This is a genomic window from Leadbetterella sp. DM7 (genome assembly GCF_040829825.2).
Classification (GTDB): domain Bacteria; phylum Bacteroidota; class Bacteroidia; order Cytophagales; family Spirosomataceae; genus Leadbetterella.
Map to the genome: position 1 here is coordinate 63,956 of NZ_JBFOLH020000002.1, position 20,612 is coordinate 84,567.

The 20,612-nt window shown below is 48.3% G+C and carries 20 protein-coding genes; 12 read left to right on the forward strand and 8 right to left on the reverse strand.

The features are described from left to right. Positions 1-12: 12 nt before the first annotated feature. The 3 genes from AB2U10_RS02125 to uvrC all read right to left on the reverse strand — a co-directional run bounded on the left by AB2U10_RS02125 (position 13) and on the right by uvrC (position 2,601). Positions 13-429, reverse strand: coding sequence for a type II toxin-antitoxin system VapC family toxin (locus AB2U10_RS02125; RefSeq protein WP_367916193.1), 417 nt, complete (start codon positions 427-429; stop codon positions 13-15). Further along, positions 426-683 carry a DUF6364 family protein gene (locus AB2U10_RS02130; RefSeq protein WP_367916192.1) on the reverse strand — a complete coding sequence of 86 codons (258 nt, stop codon included), beginning with the start codon at positions 681-683 and terminating at the stop codon, positions 426-428. The genes AB2U10_RS02125 and AB2U10_RS02130 overlap by 4 nt, the downstream gene beginning before the upstream one ends. 109 nt (positions 684-792) lie before the next feature. Continuing rightward, positions 793-2,601: an excinuclease ABC subunit UvrC gene (uvrC, locus tag AB2U10_RS02135; protein ID WP_367916191.1), complete on the reverse strand. Its 1,809-nt coding sequence runs from the start codon at positions 2,599-2,601 to the stop codon at positions 793-795. A gap of 247 nt (positions 2,602-2,848) precedes the next feature. On the opposite strand from uvrC, the gene fsa reads away from it, so the two are divergent. Beyond that, positions 2,849-3,505 (forward strand): fructose-6-phosphate aldolase, encoded by a 657-nt coding sequence (gene fsa, locus AB2U10_RS02140; RefSeq protein WP_367916190.1) that lies wholly within the window; start codon positions 2,849-2,851, stop codon positions 3,503-3,505. Positions 3,506-3,508: 3 nt separating this feature from the next. Then, positions 3,509-4,186: a cell division ATP-binding protein FtsE gene (locus tag AB2U10_RS02145; RefSeq protein ID WP_367916189.1), complete on the forward strand. Its 678-nt coding sequence runs from the start codon at positions 3,509-3,511 to the stop codon at positions 4,184-4,186. A 4-nt stretch (positions 4,187-4,190) separates the two neighbouring features. On the opposite strand, the gene porX is transcribed toward AB2U10_RS02145, so the two are convergent. Together porX and kdsB are read right to left on the reverse strand one after the other, a co-directional pair. Further along, the gene (gene porX / locus AB2U10_RS02150) at positions 4,191-5,756 is read right to left on the reverse strand and encodes a T9SS response regulator signal transducer PorX (RefSeq protein ID WP_367916188.1); all 1,566 of its coding nucleotides are present in this window, start codon (positions 5,754-5,756) and stop codon (positions 4,191-4,193) included. Between the two features lie 35 nt (positions 5,757-5,791). Next, the gene (gene kdsB, locus AB2U10_RS02155) at positions 5,792-6,538 is read right to left on the reverse strand and encodes a 3-deoxy-manno-octulosonate cytidylyltransferase (protein WP_367916187.1); all 747 of its coding nucleotides are present in this window, start codon (positions 6,536-6,538) and stop codon (positions 5,792-5,794) included. Between the two features lie 111 nt (positions 6,539-6,649). On the opposite strand from kdsB, the gene AB2U10_RS02160 reads away from it, so the two are divergent. Genes AB2U10_RS02160 through AB2U10_RS02175 form a run of 4 tightly spaced genes read left to right on the forward strand, consistent with a single transcriptional unit; the run spans position 6,650 to position 9,693 of the window. Then, positions 6,650-7,435: a DPBB and LysM peptidoglycan-binding domain-containing protein gene (locus AB2U10_RS02160; protein ID WP_367916186.1), complete on the forward strand. Its 786-nt coding sequence runs from the start codon at positions 6,650-6,652 to the stop codon at positions 7,433-7,435. After that, positions 7,416-8,201: a TIGR02757 family protein gene (locus tag AB2U10_RS02165; RefSeq protein ID WP_367916185.1), complete on the forward strand. Its 786-nt coding sequence runs from the start codon at positions 7,416-7,418 to the stop codon at positions 8,199-8,201. Before AB2U10_RS02160 ends, AB2U10_RS02165 begins: the two co-directional genes overlap by 20 nt. 49 nt (positions 8,202-8,250) lie before the next feature. Continuing rightward, positions 8,251-8,826 (forward strand): bifunctional nuclease family protein, encoded by a 576-nt coding sequence (locus AB2U10_RS02170; protein ID WP_367916184.1) that lies wholly within the window; start codon positions 8,251-8,253, stop codon positions 8,824-8,826. A gap of 6 nt (positions 8,827-8,832) precedes the next feature. Beyond that, positions 8,833-9,693 (forward strand): lysophospholipid acyltransferase family protein, encoded by an 861-nt coding sequence (locus tag AB2U10_RS02175; RefSeq protein ID WP_367916183.1) that lies wholly within the window; start codon positions 8,833-8,835, stop codon positions 9,691-9,693. 76 nt (positions 9,694-9,769) lie between these two features. On the opposite strand, the gene AB2U10_RS02180 is transcribed toward AB2U10_RS02175, so the two are convergent. Then, positions 9,770-10,972, reverse strand: coding sequence for an ATP-binding protein (locus AB2U10_RS02180; RefSeq protein ID WP_367916182.1), 1,203 nt, complete (start codon positions 10,970-10,972; stop codon positions 9,770-9,772). A 1,224-nt stretch (positions 10,973-12,196) separates the two neighbouring features. Here AB2U10_RS02180 and AB2U10_RS02185 point away from each other — a divergent pair. From AB2U10_RS02185 to AB2U10_RS02210, 6 genes are read left to right on the forward strand one after another with little or no spacing between them, the layout of a single operon-like run. After that, positions 12,197-13,075, forward strand: a complete 879-nt coding sequence (locus AB2U10_RS02185) for a cell division protein FtsX (protein WP_367915593.1) — start codon at positions 12,197-12,199, stop codon at positions 13,073-13,075. A 5-nt stretch (positions 13,076-13,080) separates the two neighbouring features. Beyond that, positions 13,081-13,290, forward strand: coding sequence for a DUF3098 domain-containing protein (locus AB2U10_RS02190; RefSeq protein ID WP_367915592.1), 210 nt, complete (start codon positions 13,081-13,083; stop codon positions 13,288-13,290). After that, a complete protein-coding gene (locus AB2U10_RS02195; protein ID WP_367915591.1) occupies positions 13,291-14,085 on the forward strand; it encodes an undecaprenyl-diphosphate phosphatase in 795 nt (264 codons plus the stop codon). Then, a complete protein-coding gene (gene truB, locus AB2U10_RS02200; protein WP_367915590.1) occupies positions 14,085-14,765 on the forward strand; it encodes a tRNA pseudouridine(55) synthase TruB in 681 nt (226 codons plus the stop codon). The genes AB2U10_RS02195 and truB overlap by 1 nt, the downstream gene beginning before the upstream one ends. Then, entirely contained in the window at positions 14,762-15,697 is a 936-nt protein-coding gene (locus AB2U10_RS02205; protein ID WP_367915589.1) for a bifunctional riboflavin kinase/FAD synthetase, read from the forward strand. Before truB ends, AB2U10_RS02205 begins: the two co-directional genes overlap by 4 nt. Further along, the gene (locus AB2U10_RS02210) at positions 15,694-17,364 is read left to right on the forward strand and encodes a hypothetical protein (protein WP_367915588.1); all 1,671 of its coding nucleotides are present in this window, start codon (positions 15,694-15,696) and stop codon (positions 17,362-17,364) included. Before AB2U10_RS02205 ends, AB2U10_RS02210 begins: the two co-directional genes overlap by 4 nt. Before the next feature lie 35 nt (positions 17,365-17,399). On the opposite strand, the gene pheA is transcribed toward AB2U10_RS02210, so the two are convergent. Then, a complete protein-coding gene (gene pheA, locus AB2U10_RS02215) occupies positions 17,400-18,473 on the reverse strand; it encodes a prephenate dehydratase (RefSeq protein ID WP_367915587.1) in 1,074 nt (357 codons plus the stop codon). A gap of 12 nt (positions 18,474-18,485) precedes the next feature. After that, the gene (locus AB2U10_RS02220) at positions 18,486-20,363 is read right to left on the reverse strand and encodes a DNA topoisomerase IV subunit B (protein WP_367915586.1); all 1,878 of its coding nucleotides are present in this window, start codon (positions 20,361-20,363) and stop codon (positions 18,486-18,488) included. Positions 20,364-20,612: the final 249 nt, after the last annotated feature.

Genomic DNA, 20,612 nt, shown 5'->3' on the forward strand with positions numbered 1-20,612 from the left:
GGAACCCAATATCTACATATAATTCAGCAAATACTCCCGCGAAGTACAAACCGGGATCTCCGAATAATAAAATCCCTTCTTATCTTCCGTAATGATATAATCGCAGCCTGCATGCCGGGCAGCGTAATATTGCAGGCCATCTTCATAATCCCTGATCATAGGGTTGGAATAAACCGCCTGGTTTTCTTCCGAACCCACGGTAAGCACCTCCAGGTACTGCGTAAGCATTCTGATCTTTTGCAGGCTTCTGACCTGGCCGCATTTCTTTTCCGAGAAATAAAAGGCTATCGCCAGACAGATGGGCGTAGTTGCCAGGATATATTTCCGGTCAAACTGCGACAGGCTTAAAATCCGGGAAGAATAAGGGAAAACCGGGAGCTCATGATTAAGAACAGAAACGATGACATTAGCATCTACAAATAGCTTCATTTCTTAGACTCAAAATACTCCTTTTTCAGATTCCGGGGCTTTTCATAAGTGACTTCCGGCTCCGCCACCATACGAATAAAATCAGCCAAAGGAATATCTTCCAGGTTCTTGTAGGGCCGGGGTGCAGAAGTGATCTTGTCAAAGAGGAATTCGGTGAGGCGGGATAAGCTAATGCCCTGCGATGCAGCAAAGGCCTTGGCCCTTTCTACTACATCCGCATCAAAGCTGAGGGTAACTTTAACATCTTGTGTCATAGGATTATTCTTTTACGTGTAAAAATAATATTTTATACGTAAGCCACCAAATATACGATCAAATTTAAACCGCGTCACTAAGCCGGAACCAGCCACCCGGAACTAACATCTAGCTCTCATTCTCCAGGAACTCCCGGATCCGCCGGGCCTTATCCTTGCCCAGCACCTGTACCAGCTCTTCATCGGTAGCGGCCTTGATATTCCCGATAGTTTTAAAATAAGACAGGACTTTTGTAGCGGTGGTTTTGCCTATACCCGGTGCAGACTCCAGGCTGCTGATCAGGAAATTCTTTGACCGCCGGTTACGGTGATGGGTAATACCGAAACGGTGGGCTTCGTCACGGCACCGTTGAATAAGCTTAAGCGACTCCGACTTCTTATCAATATAAATGGGCAGGGAATCTTCCGGGAAATAGATCTCTTCCAGCCGCTTGGCAATACCGATAACCGGCACCTTCCCGTATAATCCCAGCTGCTTAAGCGCATCACACGCGGCCGACAGCTGTCCTTTGCCCCCGTCAATAATGATCAGATCGGGCAGCGGGTTACCGTTCTCCACCAGGCGGGCGTACCGGCGACCCACCACCTCGCGCATAGTAGCAAAATCATCCGGTCCTTCAACTGTACGGGGAATAAAATGCCGGTAATTTTTAGGAGAAGGCTGCCCGTTAATAAAGCAAACCATAGCCGATACCGGGTTGGTACCCTGGATATTCGAATTATCGAAACACTCGATATGCCGCGGAAGCGTAGGCAGACGGAGGTCCTGTTTCATCTTGATCAGCACGCGGTCGCGCTTGTTGTTGTTCCCTGACCGGGCAATGGCCTCTTTCTCCGCCTTCTCGTGGCGGTAAAAGATCACATTCCTGAGCGACATTTCCAGGAGCTTCTTCTTGTCGCCGGTCTGGGGCACAATAATATTGGCCTTAAAATCGATATCCGGCTTAATATTACTGATGATCTCCCGCGCGTGGCTGTCGTAGGTAGTACGCAGCTCCAGCATGATCAGGCTCAGGATCTCCTCGTCGGGCTCATTCAGCCGCTTTTTAACTTCCAGGGTCTGTGTCTGGATAATCGAACCGTTGATGATCTTCAGGTAGTTGACATAGGCGGCTGTTTCATCCGACTGGATGGTAAAGACATCCGCATCCCGGATGGTAGGCGTAACCACCGTGGCTTTGGCCTGGTAATTATCCAGGAATTCGAGCTTTAATTTGTACTTATGGGCTTCTTCAAAGGCCATTCTGGCCGCGGCATGCTCCATATTTTCCTGGAAATACCGCCTCGCAGGTCCGAGGTTTCCTTTCAGGATATCGTGCACCTGGGCAATCTCCTTCATGTAATCTTCCTCACTCTGCAGGCCTTCGCAAGGCCCTTTGCAGTTCCCGATATGGTATTCGAGGCACACCTTGAACTTCCCGGCCTCCACATTTTCCCTGCTCAGGTTGTACTTGCAGGTCCGGATGGTATACAACTGCGAAAACATATCGAGCAGGGCATACATGGGCTTGGCGCTCACATAGGGCCCGTACATTTTCCCTCTCTCCCGGTCTTCGATCCGCCGGGTGGAGATCACCCGCGGGAAGCGCTCGTTGGTTACACAGATGTAAGGATAGGTCTTGTCGTCGCGCAGCAGGATATTATACCTGGGCTGATGCTCTTTGATGAGATTATTTTCCAGCAAAAGCGCATCCCATTCGGTAGGCACAATGGTATATTCCAGCCGGTGAATGCTTTCTACCAGCTTTCGGGTCTTGCGGTCGGCACGGTCGTAATTATGAAAATAGCTGCTGATCCGGTTACGGAGATTCTTCGCTTTCCCCACATAAATGATCTGCCCTTCTTCATTAAAGTACTTATAAATACCCGGTTCAGAAGGAAGCAGGGGGAGAACATTTTTATAATCAAATTTGATCATACGAAAGAATCAACGAACAGTTAGGACATCAAGTTAAAAGTGAAAAACTAAAAGTGAAAAGTTTCGGTTCATTAAGTTTTAGTTTTTCACTTTTAGTTTTTCACTTTTAAGAATTTTTGCTACTTTTGTGACGGCAAATTACCAGCTCCTGCTGAATCCCCCAGGACCGGAAGGTAGCAAGGGTAGGTGGTTGTAGCGGTGAATTTGCCATTTTTTTTGACCTTATCTCATATCGATATACATAATCATGAAATTTTTTATTGACACGGCCAGTCTTTCTGAGATCAAAGAAGCACAGGGCCTGGGCATTTTAGACGGTGTGACTACCAACCCTTCACTGATGGCCAAAGAAGGTATCACCGGGGAGGAAAACATCAAAAACCATTACAAGGAAATCTGTAAAATCGTTACCGGGGACGTCAGTGCCGAAGTCATCGCCACCGACTTCGAGGGGATGATCCGGGAAGGCCAGGAGCTGGTAAAGCTTCATGAGCAGATCGTGGTGAAGATCCCGATGACCAAAGACGGCGTAAAAGCCATCAAATACTTCTCCGAAAGAGGTATCAAAACCAACTGTACACTTGTTTTCTCTGCCGGACAGGCCCTTTTAGCCGCCAAAGCCGGTGCTACATACGTTTCTCCCTTCATCGGTCGTTTAGACGATGTAAGCACCGACGGCCTGACACTGATCGAAGACATTCGCCTGATTTACGACAATTACGGATATGCCACGGAGATCCTGGCCGCTTCGGTACGTACGCCGATGCACATCCTGAACTGTGCAAAGATCGGTGCCGACGTAATGACCGGTCCGTTATCGGCTATCCTGGCGCTGCTTAACCATCCGTTAACCGACATCGGCCTGGCAAAATTCCTGGCTGATTACGCGAAAGGAAACCAATAAGCTATGGCAAACGAGGTCATCACACTCTCCCATGCAGATATTTATCAGAAAGACACCCTGGTGCTTTCGGATGTTAACTTCAGCATAACGGAAGGAGAATTTGTATACCTCATCGGGAAAACAGGGAGCGGGAAAAGCTCCCTGCTGAAAACCCTTTATGCAGACCTCTGGCTGGAAAAAGGTTCGGGAAACGTAGCCGGTTTTCAGCTGGAAAAAATTGCACACAAAGAAGTACCGTACCTTCGCCGGAAAATCGGCATTATCTTCCAGGATTTCCAGCTTCTCACCGACCGCTCTGTTCACCAGAACCTGCGCTTTTTCATGGGTGCCATGGGCTGGAAAGACCAGGCAGAAATTGATACGCGTATCCGTGAAGTGCTGGAGCTGGTCAGCCTGCCTGATGTCTTAAAGAAAATGCCCCACCAGCTTTCGGGCGGTGAGCAACAGCGGATAGCCATTGCCCGCGCCCTGCTGAATCACCCGGAGATCCTGCTGGCCGATGAGCCTACCGGTAACCTTGACCCGGAAAAATCGATTGAAATCCTGAAGCTTTTCTTCAAAATCAACCAGGTATCCAAAACGGCCATACTGATGGCCACCCATGAGCTGGCCCTGATTGAGCAGTACCCGAAAAGAACACTTTACTGCGAAGGCGGTAAAGTGCGTGACTTATCGGTATAACAGCTTACTTCGTTCTCAGCTTCACCACCGGGATGATCATCTCTTCCAACGAAACGCCTCCGTGCTGGAAAGTGTCGCGGTAATGACTTACATAATGATTATAATTATTCGGGTAGGCGAAGAAATAATCATTGGTCGTGAAGAAATACGAGGTAGACAGGTTCGGACTGGGCAGCTTATAATTTTCCGGCCGGCGCACTTCGATCACAAAATCTGCTTTATCGTCGAGATTCAGATTTTTCCCCTGCTTATAGCGCAGGTTGGTATTCACGTTGCGGTCGCCCACAATGCGCTTGGGGTTCCGTACCTTCACCATGCCGTGATCGGTAGTAATAACCATCCGCCCGTTTTTAGAAGCAATCAGCTTCAGGAAATCCAGGATAGGTGAATGCAGGATCCATGACCGGGTGATAGACCGGTAAGCGGCCTCATCCGGGGCCAGCTCTTTGATGACCGCCATGTCTGTGCGGGCATGCGACAGCATATCGATGAAATTAAAAACCACTACCACCAGGTCGTCTTTCAACAGGTTATTGAAACCGTCTACCAGGTTTTTGGCCTGGGTATTGTTCAGGATTTTATGGAAGCTGAAGCTGTTGCCGATATTGCTTTTCTTCAGCTGCCGCCTTAAGAACTCTTCTTCGTTCTTGTTCAGCCCTTCCTCGTTATCGCCCTCATCGTTAATCCAGAGATCGGGATGCTGCCTTGACATGTCCAGGGGCGTCAGGCCCGAGAAAATGGCATTACGGGCATAGCCGGTTGCCGTAGGCAGAATAGAATAATACGAATCTTCGTCTTCCACCACAAAAAAATCGCTGATGATCTCTTCCAGGATCTTCCATTGATCCAGCCGGAAATTATCGAGCAGTATAAAAAACAGGGGATCTCCCTCCCGCAGGTGCGGAAATACCTTTGACTTCAGCAGGTTATGCGACATGACCGGCTTCTTCACATTCGGGCTGGTCATCCAGTCTTCATAGTTGTCTTCAATAAACTCGGCAAAGCGGGTATTGGCCTCTGATTTCTGCATCTGGAAGACCTCTTCCATCGATTTATCGGTAGAACCGTCGATTTCCAGCTCCCAGAACACCAGCTTCCTGTAAATCTCGGCCCATTCACTGAAATCCAGCTCTTCATTGTACTGCATGGTGAGCTGCCGGAAGTCCTGCATATAGCTTGAATTGGTCTTTTCAGCCACCAGGCGCTTGTTTTCCAGGAGCCTTTTGGCCGAAAGCAGGATCTGGTTAGGATTAATGGGCTTGATGAGGTAATCGGCAATTTTGGAGCCAATGGCCTCCTCCATGATCCGTTCCTCTTCTGATTTGGTGATCATGACCACCGGGATATTCGGCTTGATTTTCTTGATTTCGGTAAGGGTATCCAGGCCGGTCATTCCAGCCATCATCTCATCGAGGAAGATCAGGTCAAAGTTTTGTTTCTCTACCAGGTCAAGCGCATCTGCGCCGCTGGGCACCGGTGTTACGTCATATCCCTTGGTTTCTAAAAAAACAATATATGGTTTCAGGAGTTCTATCTCGTCATCAGCCCACAATATGGTACTACGCTGCATATAAATTTCTTTGGTGTTATGTATGGAATACGTTTTTACCGGTTCAAAAATTGCTTCAGACGCAGGAAATCTTCCTCGGTATCAATTCCGATCCCATCTGAAAATACCTCTACCATCTTCACTTTGTAGCCGTTAGCCAGCCACCGCAGCTGTTCCAGCCTTTCCTGGATCTCCAGGCGGGCCATGGGCAGCTTGACCACTTTCTCCAGGATATCGGCCCGGAAGCCGTACATGCCGATATGCTTGAAGTAATCGGCCTGGCTTACCCACTGGTCGGTTGCCACCTCCCGCAGGTGCGGAATGGGCGAACGGCTGAAATACAGCGCTTCCTGCTGCTCGTTCATGACCACCTTCACCACGTTCGGGTTCAGCAGCACATCGGTTTCCTTGATGCGGATACACACGGAAGCAATCTCCGAAGTAATCTTGAAAGAAGCGCTCAGCCGGTTGATATTCTCCGGATCCATCAGCGGCTCATCGCCCTGGATATTAATCACGAAGTCATAATTGACCGTGCCTCCCATTACTTTCAGGGCCTCTGCGCAGCGGTCGGTTCCGCTGGGATGCTTATCGGAGGTCATCACCACGTTACCGCCAAAATTCCTGACATGCTCTTCCACGAGGGTACTGTCAGTGGCAATGACCACATCAGAAAGGCTGTTGGCTTTGAGACAGCGCTCATAAACCATTTGCAGAACACTCTTGCCATTTACCTCCAGCAGCAGCTTGGCAGGAAGACGGCTGGAGGCATAGCGTGCAGGTATAATTCCTAAAATTTTCAAGTGATTATGTATATTTCTACCACAAATTTAACCACTATTTTTTATTATCCCAGCTTCTTGACTTTGACATAAAATATTAGTAGCTTTGCAGACTAAGCTTTCCTCAGAATAATGAAACAACTAATCGCCGCATTCACCGCAATGGTCCTGTATTTACCGTCTTTCGGGCAAAACGAAGGGGCCTTTATCCTGCACAAGGTAGCACCGAAAGAAACCCTGTACAGCCTGGTTAAAAAGTACAATACCAATTTTGCTACCGTCGAAACACTCAACCCTTCGCTGGCCAACGGCAATAGCGACATCAAAGTGGGCCAGGTGATTAAATTTCCGAAAAACAGCCCGGTTTCCGCAGAAAAGAAAACCGAAGTAGCGGCAAAGCAGACAACCACCAGCACCGTACACACCGTAAAGCCCAATGAAACGGTTTTCTCTATTTCGCGGATGTATAATGTGGATATCTCCAACCTGGTAGAAGCCAATAAAATTACCAGCAATACCATACGGGTGGGGGAAAAGCTCATTGTAGACGGCGCCACCATTGCCAATATAGCCGCCACTACCCACCGCGAAGAAGAGCTCAGGCTGAAGCCCACGGGTAAAAACATGAGAGAAACGGGTATCGCTGAAGTGATCAACACACCGAACAAGTCTTCGAAATACCTGGCGCTGCACCGCAAAGCCCCCATTGGCTCCAATATCAAAATAACCAACGAGGCCACCGGGCATACCATTGTGGCCAAGGTGATCGGCAACCTGAATGAAAAAGGGCCTGATGAGAACATCATGATCAAGCTGTCGCCCTACGCCTATTACCAGCTGCGGCCGAAAGACGCCCGCCTGCGGGCCACCGTAGAATATTATTTACCTGACGGAGCGGATGAAGTGGTCAGCAAATGAGGCGCTGCACGAGCTGCTGGAAGAAAAATACCTGAAATACAACCGGCCGGATTTCATTGAGAACGACCCCGTCAGCCTGCCGCACCGGTTCACCCGGCCGGGAGACATAGAGATAGCCGGTTTCTTTGCCGCCATCCTGGCCTGGGGGCAGCGTAAGACCATTATTGCCAAATGCACGGAGCTTATGAGCCGCATGGACAATGCCCCCCACGATTTTGTGGTACATGCCACCGGCAGTGAGCTCCGGGCCCTGGAAGGATTCCGCCATCGTACCTTCAATGATTTCGACCTGCTCTACATCGTTTCTTTCCTGAAAGAGCATTACCGGAAGCACGCCAGCCTGGAAGCTGCCTTTTTAGGGCAAAACGACCCGGGCGGTAACGTACGTTCCAACCTGACCGCTTTCCGGGAGGCCTTCCTGGCCGGAAGCGGGGGGCCGGTCCGCACCTCGAAGCACATCTCCACCCCGGCCAACCGCAGCGCCTGCAAGCGGCTGAACATGTTCCTGAGATGGATGGTACGGCAAGACGACAAAGGCGTAGACTTCGGCATCTGGCGGCAGCTCCGTTCCTCCCAGCTGATCATCCCCTGCGATGTGCACGTAGAGAACATTGCCCGAAAACTGGGCCTGACTACCCGGCCCAAGGCCGACTGGGACATGGCCGAAGAGATAACACTCCGGCTGAAAACGTTTGATGAAAATGATCCGGCCCGCTTCGACTTCGCCCTTTTCGGCATGGGAATCGAAAATTATTTCAGTGAATAAACACCCGTGCGGGTTGAATAAACTTGAAATTGGACACTATATTTGCACCGTGGAAAGAATACGTTTAGAAATATTGAATTTGTCACCCAGTCAGCTGCAGGCAGGTTCTTTTACACTGGTGCTGAGTGAGGTATCCGGCGACCGGCGGCTGCCTATCATTATCGGCATGTTTGAAGCGCAGGCCATAGCCATTGAAATGGAGAAACTCTCTCCTACCCGCCCGCTGACCCACGACCTCTTCAAATCATTTGCCAAGTCATTTGACTTTTCGGTAGAAGAAATTCATATTTCAGACATCCAGGAAGGCGTTTTTTACTCCCGGATCATCTGTACCGATGGCATACGCCAGAAAAATATTGACGCCCGGCCGTCTGACGCCGTGGCCATTGCCCTGCGGTTTAACGCACCCATCTATACTACCGAGGAAGTCCTTTCGGTAGCCGGCATTTCTTCTGACGACGAAACCCCGCCCGAAACCCCTGCCAAAGAGGTGAAGGTCAGGAACAGGAACAGCCTGACCGGTCTTTCTACCGAAGAGCTGAACGCTATGCTGAGCGAGGCCATTGCCAATGAGGAATACGAGCGTGCTGCGCAAATCAGGGATGAGATCGAAAAACGGAATTAACAAAAAATGCTGAGAACCCTTAGGAATTTCTTACCCCGCCCCGGCGATAGTTCGCGGCCATTCCTGCGGTTCCTGAGCTACCTGGACATCCTCGGGCTGTTCCAGAAGGATCCGTTCGGAAACTCTATGTTTCTTAAACGCATTATCATATTTGTTGCCGGCTGGCCCACTTTCTGGCGGATAGCCGTAGCCAACAAGCTCAAAATAGAAGGAATTGAATACCTGAAAGACCTCCCGGACCGGAACGTCTTCTTCATCTCCAACCACCAGACCTACTTTGCCGATGTAATCTCTTTCTATCATATCTTCTGCAATGTGAAATGGGGCTTTGGTAAAAAGCTGTTTCCCGTTTACCTGCTGGCTCCGCGGGCATATATATTTTATATAGCGGCCAAAGAAACCATGAAATCGGGTATTATTCCCAAGGTCTTCAGCCTGGCAGGAGCCATACTGGTAGAACGCAGCTGGCGGGCAGAAGGCGTAAATGTCAAGCGGGAAGTAGACCGTTCGGCCGGAGATAACGTATCAAAAGCCCTGAAAGAAGGCTGGGTGATCAGTTTTCCGCAGGGTACTACCAGCCCCTATGCGCCTATCCGGAAAGGTACGGCCCATATTATCCTTGACAACAAGCCCATTGTAGTGCCTGTAGTGATCAATGGCTTCCGGCGGGCCTTCAATAAAACCGGCCTGAAATACAAGAGGAGAAACACCACCCTGACCGTAAAATTCAAAAAGCCGCTTCACATCGACGAAAACAGCACCCTGGAAGGCGTCACCAAAACAGTAGAGCAGATCATTGAGCAGAACATGCCGGAAATGATAGCCGAATGGAATGCGCTGAAGGAAATGGCGAAACGGGGGGAATAATATTCAGCGTTTTAAATTATCATCGCAGTTTTATGTAGGGATATTCTTTGCTACCCTATTGACAAATACAATATGCTTAGAAATTAACAGCTAATAAAAAGTCTTTAATGTGGACGTGCCTCACTCCATCAATGGTATCTTGCCAGAAATCATCCATCGTTACCACATACTTAGGATAATGGTCTTCAACAGAAAGCAACGGGGCGTATTCTCTTTCTACGGTTTCGGGCGATTCTAATTTATACGCCACCTGAATATAGATTTTCTCATTCTTCTTTTCGGCAATAAAGTCTATCTCCCGGGTGTCTACTTTTCCGATGTACACTTTATAACCCCGTCGTTTCAGCTCCAGAAAAACGATGTTTTCCAATATACCCGAAATGGAGCGGTCTCTGAAGCCCATAGTGGCATACACCAGAGAAACATCACTCACATAAAACTTCTCCTGGGTTTTTAGTATTTCTTTCCCTTTCACATCATATCGGGGTACTTTATACAGGATAAAAGCCCCCTCCAGAGCATGAAGATAATTATAAACTGTGCTGAGATCTGTTTTTCTTTGCTGACTTTTAAAATAGTCTGCTACGTTTTTCCCGGAGAATGTGTTGCCCAGGTTATCAAACGCATATTTTATAACTCGCTCCAGAAGCTCCACATCCCTGATTTTGTAACGCTGCACCGTGTCCCGCAAAATCACTGAAGAATAAATATCATATACGATTTTATAAGCTGTTTCTTCGGGATAGTGGCCTGTGTATAAAACCGGAAAACCGCCCTTACGTAAATATTCAGTAAACGGCTCAGCAATATTATCTACTTCATATTCGGAATTAAATTTCAGACTTTCGGCATAAGACAAGGTATAAATGGAGATTTCAACATACCTCCCGGCCACATAGGTAGCCAGTTCAGACGACAGCAAATGGGAATTAGAACCTGTAAGATAGATATCAGCATCAAAATCAACCAAAAAAGAGTTCACGGCCTGTTCCCAGCTTTCCACCTCCTGTATTTCATCCAGCAAAATATATACCCTCCCTGTACTTCTTGCTGCCATATAATCATACAATGCCCGGGCATTTCTTAGTTCAGAATACGTAAAACTCTCTAAATTAATGGATATAATCCGGTCTTCCGGAACACCGGAGGCCAACAGCTCGTTTTTCAGTAACCGCATTACGGTAGACTTGCCACTTCTTCGGATTCCGGTAAGGATTTTGATAAGCGGTTTATCTATAAACGGTTTTATTTGTTCCAAATATGCTTCTCGAACAATCATAATTTTGCAGATTATAACCACAAAGATAGATTAAAAATGAAAAGTTTTTTTGGTTATAACCAAAAAAACTTTTAAAAATGATATACTTTTTAGGGCTATAATCATTAGTTTCGTTATGGTTCTGCAAGTGAATTAACTATAAGGATTATTTACCTGGATAAATATTTCTAAGTGAACGCCTACCTCGCCTGTTTTTAGATTCTTTGAGTACGGTGTCATGAAAGAAGAACAGATAGAAGTGGGCGGTGGTTTACATATAAAATGAAAAATATTTTACCGTCAACTCATTTTTCGACTAAAAGTGATTGCATATTTTTAATGATAAATATAACTTTATCGTACAATCATTTATTAACTGATGTTACGCATTTCGTGAAATAGATTTAACCACATAGATTTTATAAAGAAGATCAAATCTATGTATCTATTGTGGTTTGGAAATAGTTCGTAACATGAGTTACTAAATAGATTTATTAACCACATAGGTTTTATAAAGAAGATCAAATCTATGTATTTATTGTGGTTTGGAAATAGTTCGTAACATGAGTTACTAAATAGATTTATTAACCACATAGGTTTTATAAAGAAGATCAAATCTATGTATCTATTGTGGTTTGGAAATAGTGCGTAACATGAATTATTAACACGATTGAAACAATATCTTTTGTTATGTTAACGGTAACTAAGACATCCTCCTTGTTATTAGTATTTACAATCGGTTTATTCGCCTGCTCTGAAGGAGAAGGAGATACCCAAGTCAGATTTAGAGCCTTGGTTTAATAATACGTGGGGCACGAACTACCTTTTGGGTTATAAACTTGCGTTTTACGAGATTCTTCCGGTTATAGACAACCCCGAAGTGCCTGTCGCACCCGAAGATTATGTAGTTACGCTGGCAGTACGTAAAAAGTGATATTATCTCATCATGTTTATAATTAAAATCCTTAGTTCAGTCTCGTATTATTCCGCTTGAACCCGATTTGCCAAATATTTGTTTATATAAGGAATCTAAGGACAGAGCATGTTGCTAAAACTCTGATTGCACAAGAAACTGAAATTGAAAATTTCATCAATAATCCCAGTTTCGGGATTCTTGAAATCACGTTAAGTTAATTTCTTTAATCCGTGAGATTTCAACTCCTAAAAAACCTTAAAAAGCCCTCATATACCCTACCTTACTAAATTAATAATTATCTTTGGGCTTCAATATTCAAATTTTCAGGAATGAATATCAACAGCAAGCTGGGAAATTATCCGGGAATCCTGATCACGGTGAGCCTCACTGTAGCGCTTTTCCTGATCGGGTTTTGCGGGTGGATCGCCATTACGTCCAAAGAACTGATCAAATACGTACGCCAGAACGTGGAAGTCCAGGTGTATATGGATAAATCTCTCGACTCGCTGGCCGTGCAAAACCTGCGGGCCGACCTGGTGAAGCTGGATATTGCTGAAACGGTCAAAGGCAAACCGGCCATCACTTTAATCACCAAAGACAAAGCCGCTGAAGTTTTTTTCCAGGAAACCCGCGAAAACTACCAGGAAGTGCTGGGGGAAAACCCTTTCAGTGATGCCTATAACATCAAGCTGAAGGAAGAAAACATTACGGAAAGCCGCCTCCAGGAGCTGCAGGAACGCATAGCCAAGATACCGGGCGTATCTGAAGTAGATTACCCGAAAGACTTTCTGAAAGGAATTATCAGCAATGTCAATAAAATTTATAAAGTAGTGGCCATCATTGTGCTGATCTTTTTTGTGGCCACCCTGCTTCTCATCAACAACACCATCAAGCTGGCGCTGTACTCGCAACGGTTCATTATCCGTACCATGCAGCTGGTAGGCGCCACCGACTGGTTCATCCAGAGGCCGTTCCTGGTCACGGGCTTTTTCCAGGGACTGCTGGCCGCGGTGCTGAGCATTGTGCTGATTTACCTTACCCAGTATGCGGCTTCCGCACAGGTCGAAGGGCTGACCCTCCTGGCCAATCCGCTGCTTACAACAATACTGTTTCTTATTCTCCTCGTTCTCGGCCCGGTCATCGGTATCCTGAGCACCTACCAGTCGGTAGCGAGGTATAACAAAATGGATTTAGATAAATTATATTAATCAAAATGGACAATTCAACAGAAAAGTCGGGTCTGCCCTTCAAAAAGACCAACTATGTACACATGCTTATCGGCCTGGGGGTGATCATCCTGGGTTTCATTATCATGACCCTCGACAAGCAGGAATTCGGTTTCGGATTTTTAGGAATTACCCTGGGGCCCCTGGTTGCCTTTGCCGGGTTTATCTATGAGTTTTACGCAATCCTGAAAAAATAAATGGAATTAATTCACGCTATTATATTAGCGATCATTGAGGGTCTTACTGAATTTCTGCCGGTATCCTCTACCGGGCACATGATCATTGCCTCATCCCTGATGGGCCTCGAGTCTGACGCTTTCGTCAAGCTCTTTACCATAGCCATCCAGCTGGGCACCATTCTTTCGGTGCTCGTCTTATACTATAAACGTTTTTTCCGGTCATTTGATTTCTATTTCAAGCTGGTAGTGGCGGCTATTCCTGCTTCCGTATTCGGCTTCCTCTTCAATGACCAGATCGACTCGCTGCTGGAAAGCCCCTTAACCGTGGGCATTACCCTGGTCATCGGCGGTATCATCCTGCTGTTTGTAGACCGCTGGTTTAACCGGCCCGTTATTGACAACTCAGACGACATCACCTATATGCAGGCCCTGAAGATCGGCCTGTTCCAGTGCCTGGCGCTGATTCCGGGTACTTCGCGGTCGGCCAGCACCATTGTGGGCGGTATGACCCAACAGCTGACCCGGAAGGCCGCAGCGGAATTTTCTTTCTTCCTGGCTATCCCCATGATGCTCGGCGCTACCGTGCTGAAGCTCAAAAAATACCTGGATTCGGGCCTTACCCTGAGCAGCAAAGAGATCAACCTCCTGGTCATCGGTAACGTGGTGGGCTTCGTGGTGGCCATACTGGCCATTAAATTCTTTATTGAAATCGTATCCAAACACGGGTTCCGGGCTTTCGGATGGTACCGGATCGTGGTAGGCGGAGTGATCATTGCCATGATTCTCAGCGGTAAAAGTCTGCAAATTATCTGATGATCGAAGAATTTCAGGCCGGAGAGGTTTTACTGATCGACAAACCCTATACATGGACCAGCTTTGACGTGGTCAATAAGATCCGTTACGCCTTTAAGCCTCATAAGATCAAAGTGGGCCATGCCGGCACGCTCGACCCCCTGGCCACCGGCCTGCTGGTCATTTGTGTGGGTAAAAAGACCAAAGAAATAGACCTTTACCAGGCACAGATCAAAGAATATACGGGGAAAATCCGGGTGGGCAGCACCACGCCCTCTTTTGATCTGGAGACCCAGCCTGACGCCGAATATCCTACGGGACACATTACACCGGAAATGATCGAAGCCGCGCGCCGCTCCTTTTTGGGAACCATACACCAGGTACCTCCTGTTTATTCTGCTATAAAAGTAGACGGAAAACGGGCGTATGAGTCGGCCAGGCAGGGCAAAGACCTGGAGCTGAAATCAAGGGAGGTCCAGATCGAAGCGTTTGACCTTGACCTCTCGGCCTTTCCCGAAATCGGCTTCCGGGTGGTGTGCTCAAAAGGCACGTATATCCGCAGCCTGGCCCGTGACCTCGGAACGGCCCTCAACAGCGGAGCGCACCTGACCGCCCTGCGGCGGGAAAGGATAGGCGACTTTCGTGTTTCGGAGGCCCTTACCGTAGACCAGGCTGTAGAACAAATCAAGAGTAACCTATGAAAATCTACCATAATCTTTCCGAATTCAAACCCAAAGGGAACGCCATTGTTACGACGGGAACTTTCGACGGGGTGCACATCGGGCACCGCAAGATCTTATCGCGGCTGATGGAAAAAGCAAAAGAGGTGAATGGCGAATCGGTGCTGCTGACCTTCTGGCCGCACCCCAAGCTGGTGCTTTCACCCGACAGCCATACCCGTGTAACGCGTATCCTGACCACTCTTGAAGAAAAAATCGAATTGCTGGAAGAGCTGGGTCTTGACCACCTGGTCATCCTGCCCTTTACCCGTGAATTTTCAGAGCTCAGCTGTGAGCAGTATATAGAAGACGTGCTGATCAGCGGCTTCGGCACCAAAGCCATGGTGATCGGTTATGATCACCGTTTCGGCAGGAACCGCGAAGGCGGCATCGACTACCTTATCCAGCATTCGGAACGCTTTAAAATTGAGATCGAGGAGATCAGCCGCCAGGAGATCGACAACATCACCATCAGCTCTACCAAGATCAGGAAGGCCCTGGAAGAAGGAGATATTCAAACCGCCAATGAGCTGCTGGGAAGAAGGTATGACTTCTCCGGTACGGTGGTCAAGGGACGGCAGCTGGGCCGCCAGATCGGTTTCCCGACCGCCAATGTAAAAACACCCAACGAGTTCAAGCTGATCCCTAAAAACGGGGTGTATGCAGTAGAAACCTGGGTGAGAGACATTAAGTACGGTGGCGTGATGAATATTGGCGTACGCCCTACCGTAGAAGGAAAAGGAATTACCCAGGAAGTGTATATCTTTGATTTTTCTGACGACATTTACGGCGAAAGCGTTAAAGTGGAGATCGTGGATTTCATCCGCGACGAGCAGAAATTCGACAGCATAGACGAGCTGATCCGCCAGATCAGGGCAGACGTGGAAACCTCTGCGAAACTACTGAAATCATGAATAAGAAGACGTTTGTCATCCTTTCAGCAGCCTGCATCCTGGTGCTGTGGTGCTTTCAGAATGCCATTACCGTAAATGTGCCCTGGTGGGACGATTTTCACGGGATCATCCTGCCCGTGTATGATCTTTTTACGGAAAAGTCTTTTATCGAAAAATTCCTGAACTTTGTTTCGCTGAACAACGAGCACCGGGTGGTCAACGACCGTATTTTTACCCTGCTCATCTACCTGGTGACCGGAAAATTTGAGCTGAAAGCCTTGGCGCTGCTGGGCTTTGTTAACCTGATCGGCATTTTCCTGGTGGTGGTCAGGGTACTCCGGATCCAGAAAGTACAATGGATAGCCCTGCTGCCGGTACCGTTCCTGATCTTCCATGCCCAGTATTATGAGGGCCTGCAATCGCTGATGGTACCCTTTCAGAACTTTTCGGTGATCCTGTACATGCTGCTGAGCCTGTATTTCCTGGTTTTCCGGAAAAGCTTTGTCGCCGGCTTCGTTTTTGCGCTGGCCGCCATTTTCTCGCACGGCAACGGCATACTGGTGTTTATCCTGGGCGCTATGGTGCTGCTTATCCGCCGGGAATACAGGCAAACCGTTCTCTGGACGTTGCTCTCGGTATTCACCGTATTCATTTACTTCCTGGGATACTCGAAGCCCGAATGGGCCAATGAGGCTGTAATTTCGCCCTGGAAAAACCCTGTGGCCGCCATTCGTTACGGCTTTGAATTTTTAGGGGCCTATTCGCTGAACCTGGTAGAAATATCAACGGGCCTGGCCAACTCTTCCCTGAAACAGCTGTTGCCCCAGCTGACCGGCCTGGCCGTAGTGCTGTTATGGCTGTACCTGGTGCTCAAAAAATATCCCTTGCAGAAAAGCAGCCTGCAAAAGCTTAAGGATAACCCCGCAGACCAGTTTTTGCTGGGCATGGCCGCCTTCTTCCTGGCCACCGGTGTTATGATGGGGCTCACCCGCACGGGTTTCCCGGTGCTCAGCCGCTATACCATCAACTCTTCGTTTTTCCTGGTAGCGCTCTGGGGCTTTTACGTGACCAATTATTCGGAAAAAGGCAGCCGGCTGGTGACCCTGCTGACTTTCGGCGGGGCGCTGCTCTCGTATTACAATGCCACCGCCAAAGGGATTTATTTCCGGGATAACTGCATCACCGACGCCATTAATTACCGCGTCAACGGCACCTGGGTCAACGGGTACAGCGATTCCAGCCATGTGGCAAGGGTAAACCCGCTCCTGAAAGAGCCCCTGGCCGCCGGCGCCTATGTATTCCCTTCCTCAGAACTGGATAATTTCAGCCGGTGGAGCGCCGAAACCAGTCGTGAAAAGGCAGATTTCAGCATTGTTGGCGACTACCTGATCATTTCCGGAACGGCGGATACGGAAACGTTTTTCACCCTCGAATCAGACAGGCACCAGTTCATATTTCCCGTCAGCAAAATACGCGCTAATCCCAAAGATTTCCTGCTTCACCGCACCTATTATTCGGATCTTTACCGCGCGGTTTTCCCTATCCATATCGTGCCGGCAGAGCATTACCGGATCTATAAAATAACCCGCCGGGGAAACGGGTTTAAAAAACTCTATCTTCAGCGGGTTCTGACGCCGGCGAAACTGATCGTCTACCGTAAGGATGTGCCTGCGGAACAGGAGAGATAGGTTGGGGCCTACCCTTCCTGTATTGCGCTGAGCTTTTATGCGTTTCTTACGTAGCTGCCCAGCACTTTGATGTAGCTGCCGTGCTTTTTCAGGATCTTCTGGAAGTTCTCATCCTTGTAATAACCCAGGAATTCCATAAAAAACCAGAAATTGAAATCTTCGCTGCCTTTGTACGGCCGGCTTTCAATTTTGGTCAGGTTGATGTTTCCCTTGCGGAAATCCTGCAGGAAACGGGCCAGTGATCCGGCCTCATCTGTTTTGGGCAGCCGGGCCACAATGGTGGTCTTGTCGTTTCCTGAGGGCTGGTTTTCATAATTCTTGCTGATAATAATAAACCGTGTGCGGTTATTGCTGTTATCTTCTATATTATGAAATAAAACGGGAAGGCGGAACAGCTTGGCGGCAATCTCGCTGCAGATGGCGGCGGCTTCCGGGTCTCCTGCCGCCAGCTTGGCCGCCTTAGAGGTAGACTCCACCTGGATCTCCTCGGGGTTATGCTGCTCAAAGTATTTGTTCAGGAAACCGCGGCATTGCCGGAAAGCAATGTCTTTGGAATAGATCCGTTTGATCCGGGCCGGGTTTTCGGCTTCGGTGGCCAGAGTAAAATGCACCGATATTTTCAGTTCGGCCGCGATAGAAACATCGGCCATGCTCAGCAGATCAATGGTTTCGTAAACAATTCCCTCCTGGTTATTTTCGATCGGGATGACCCCAAAACGGGCACGCCCCGTTTCCACCGCTTCAAATACCGAGCGGATGGTGGGCAGGGTCATGTATTCTGACATGGCACCGAAGCGGCTCTCGGCTGCCTGGTGGGTAAAGCTGCCCTCCGGCCCCAGGTATGCCACCCTCTCCGGGAGCTCGATATTGCGGGCCGCCGCAAAAATTTCCAGGAAAATGGCTTCAATGGCAGAAGGGGTGAGCGGGCCTTTCGACAGGCCCACCATCTTTTCCACGATCCACTTTTCCCGTTCGGGCCGGTAAATGGCGCCCTTGGTCTCCCGTTTGATCTCCCCTACTTTCTGTACCCAGCGCATCCGCTCATTGAGCAATACGATCAGCTTTTCATCAATGAGGTCAATTTCCTTTCTTACGTTCTCTAAAGTCACTTTTCTATCTGGTTATTCATCCACAATCTCTACTTCTTTCTCTTCCAGGATATCCTGCTCAATAATCAGGTTATCGATAATGAAGACCTGCCTTTCGGGGGTGTTTTTCCCCATATAATAGCTCAGGATCTTGGGTATGGCCGATTCCTTCTCCAGGATCACGGGATCCAGCTTGATGTCTTTCGAAATAAAGCCTTCAAACTCGTGGGGCGAGATCTCTCCCAGTCCCTTGAAGCGGGTGATCTCGGGTTTTCCGCCCAGCTTGCTGATAGCGTTGAGCTTCTCTTCTTCTGAATAGCAATAAATGGTTTCCTTTTTATTCCTCACCCGGAAAAGCGGGGTCTGAAGAATAAAGAGGTGTCCTTCCCGGACCAGCTCAGGGAAAAACTGCAAAAAGAACGTCAGCAAAAGCAGCCGGATATGCGATCCGTCCACGTCAGCATCCGTAGCAATAATGATCTGGTTATACCGGAGGGTCTCGATACCGTTTTCAATATCAAGGGCGTGCTGAAGAAGGTTAAATTCCTCGTTCTCGTATACCACCTTTTTGCTTAACCCGTAGCAGTTCAGGGGTTTCCCTCTCAGGCTGAACACGGCCTGGGTTTCGGGGTTACGCGCCTTGGTAATGGAGCCACTGGCCGAGTCGCCCTCGGTAATGAACAGCATGGTATCCTGCTTGCCTTCAAACTTTTCGTCGTTCAGGTGATACCGGCAGTCGCGCAGCTTGCGGTTATGCAGGTTGGCTTTTTTGGCCCTTTCGTTGGCAATTTTCTTCACCCCGGCCAGCTCTTTTCTTTCCCGCTCCGACTGCTCGATCCGTCGTTTCAGGGCGTCTTTCACTTCCGGGTTCATATGCAGGAAGTTATCCAGCTTTTCTTTTACGAAATCGTTCACAAAAGACCGCACGGTGGGCGCGTTTTCATCCAGGCTGATGTTATTGGAACCCAGCTTGGTTTTGGTTTGCGACTCAAAAACCGGCTCCTGGATCCGCACCGCAATGGCCCCGATGATCGACTGCCGCACATCTTCTGAAGCATAGTCTTTCCCGTAATGATCACGCACGGTTTTGACCACGGCTTCCTTAAAAGCAGAGAGATGGGTGCCGCCCTGGGTGGTATTTTGTCCGTTCACAAAAGAATAATACTCCTCGCCGTACTGGTTGCCGTGGGTGAGCGCCATCTCAATATCCTCTCCTTTGAGATGGATGATCGGGTAGCGCAGCGAGGCCTCGTCGGTTTTACGGAGCAGGAGGTCGAGCAACCCGTTAGCCGAATAAAACTTTTTCTTGTTCAGGTACAGCGACAGCCCGGAATTCAGGTAACAATAATTCCAGATCATGTTTTCCACGTATTGCCCGATAAAGTGGTAATTTTTGAAAACGGTATTGTCGGGTTCAAAAACCACGAGGGTACCGTTTTTGGCCTCTGTAGGCTCAACCGGGCTTTCCGACTTCAGCTCTCCCCTTTCAAAAACCGCCGATTTCTGCTCGCCGTCGCGTATAGCCGTAACACTGAAATAAGATGACAGTGCATTTACCGCCTTGGTACCTACCCCGTTCAGTCCCACAGCCTTCTGAAAAGCCTTGGAGTCGTATTTGGCCCCTGTATTGATCTTGGAGACCACATCCACTACCTTACCGAGGGGAATACCGCGCCCGTAATCGCGTACCAATACTTTTCCTTCATCAATCGAAACCTCAATTGACTTCCCGAAGCCCATTGCATATTCATCAATACAGTTGTCCAGCACCTCTTTGAGCAATACGTAAATCCCGTCATCCGGAGCCGACCCGTCGCCCAGCTTACCGATATACATCCCCGGGCGCAGCCGGATATGTTCTTTCCAATCCAATGAACGAATACTGCTCTCGTCGTAATTATTCTCAGCCATAGTAAATATTAAACCACCAATTCAAACGTTTACAAAAAATAAGACGAAAGGGCCATCTGCTGCCGGCAACCTGCCTGAGGGCACCGGCCGGCCCGGCCGCTTTTACACACCTCAATTATCTTTTAAATGCAAAGTTCTCATTTATTCAGTTTCTTCTTGTATTTTTGTAGTTTCTTAGTCAAAGGGAAAACGCATCAAATGAAATTGTTCAAAGTTAGGAAGACAAATTTAATTGTTAAGATAGTTTTA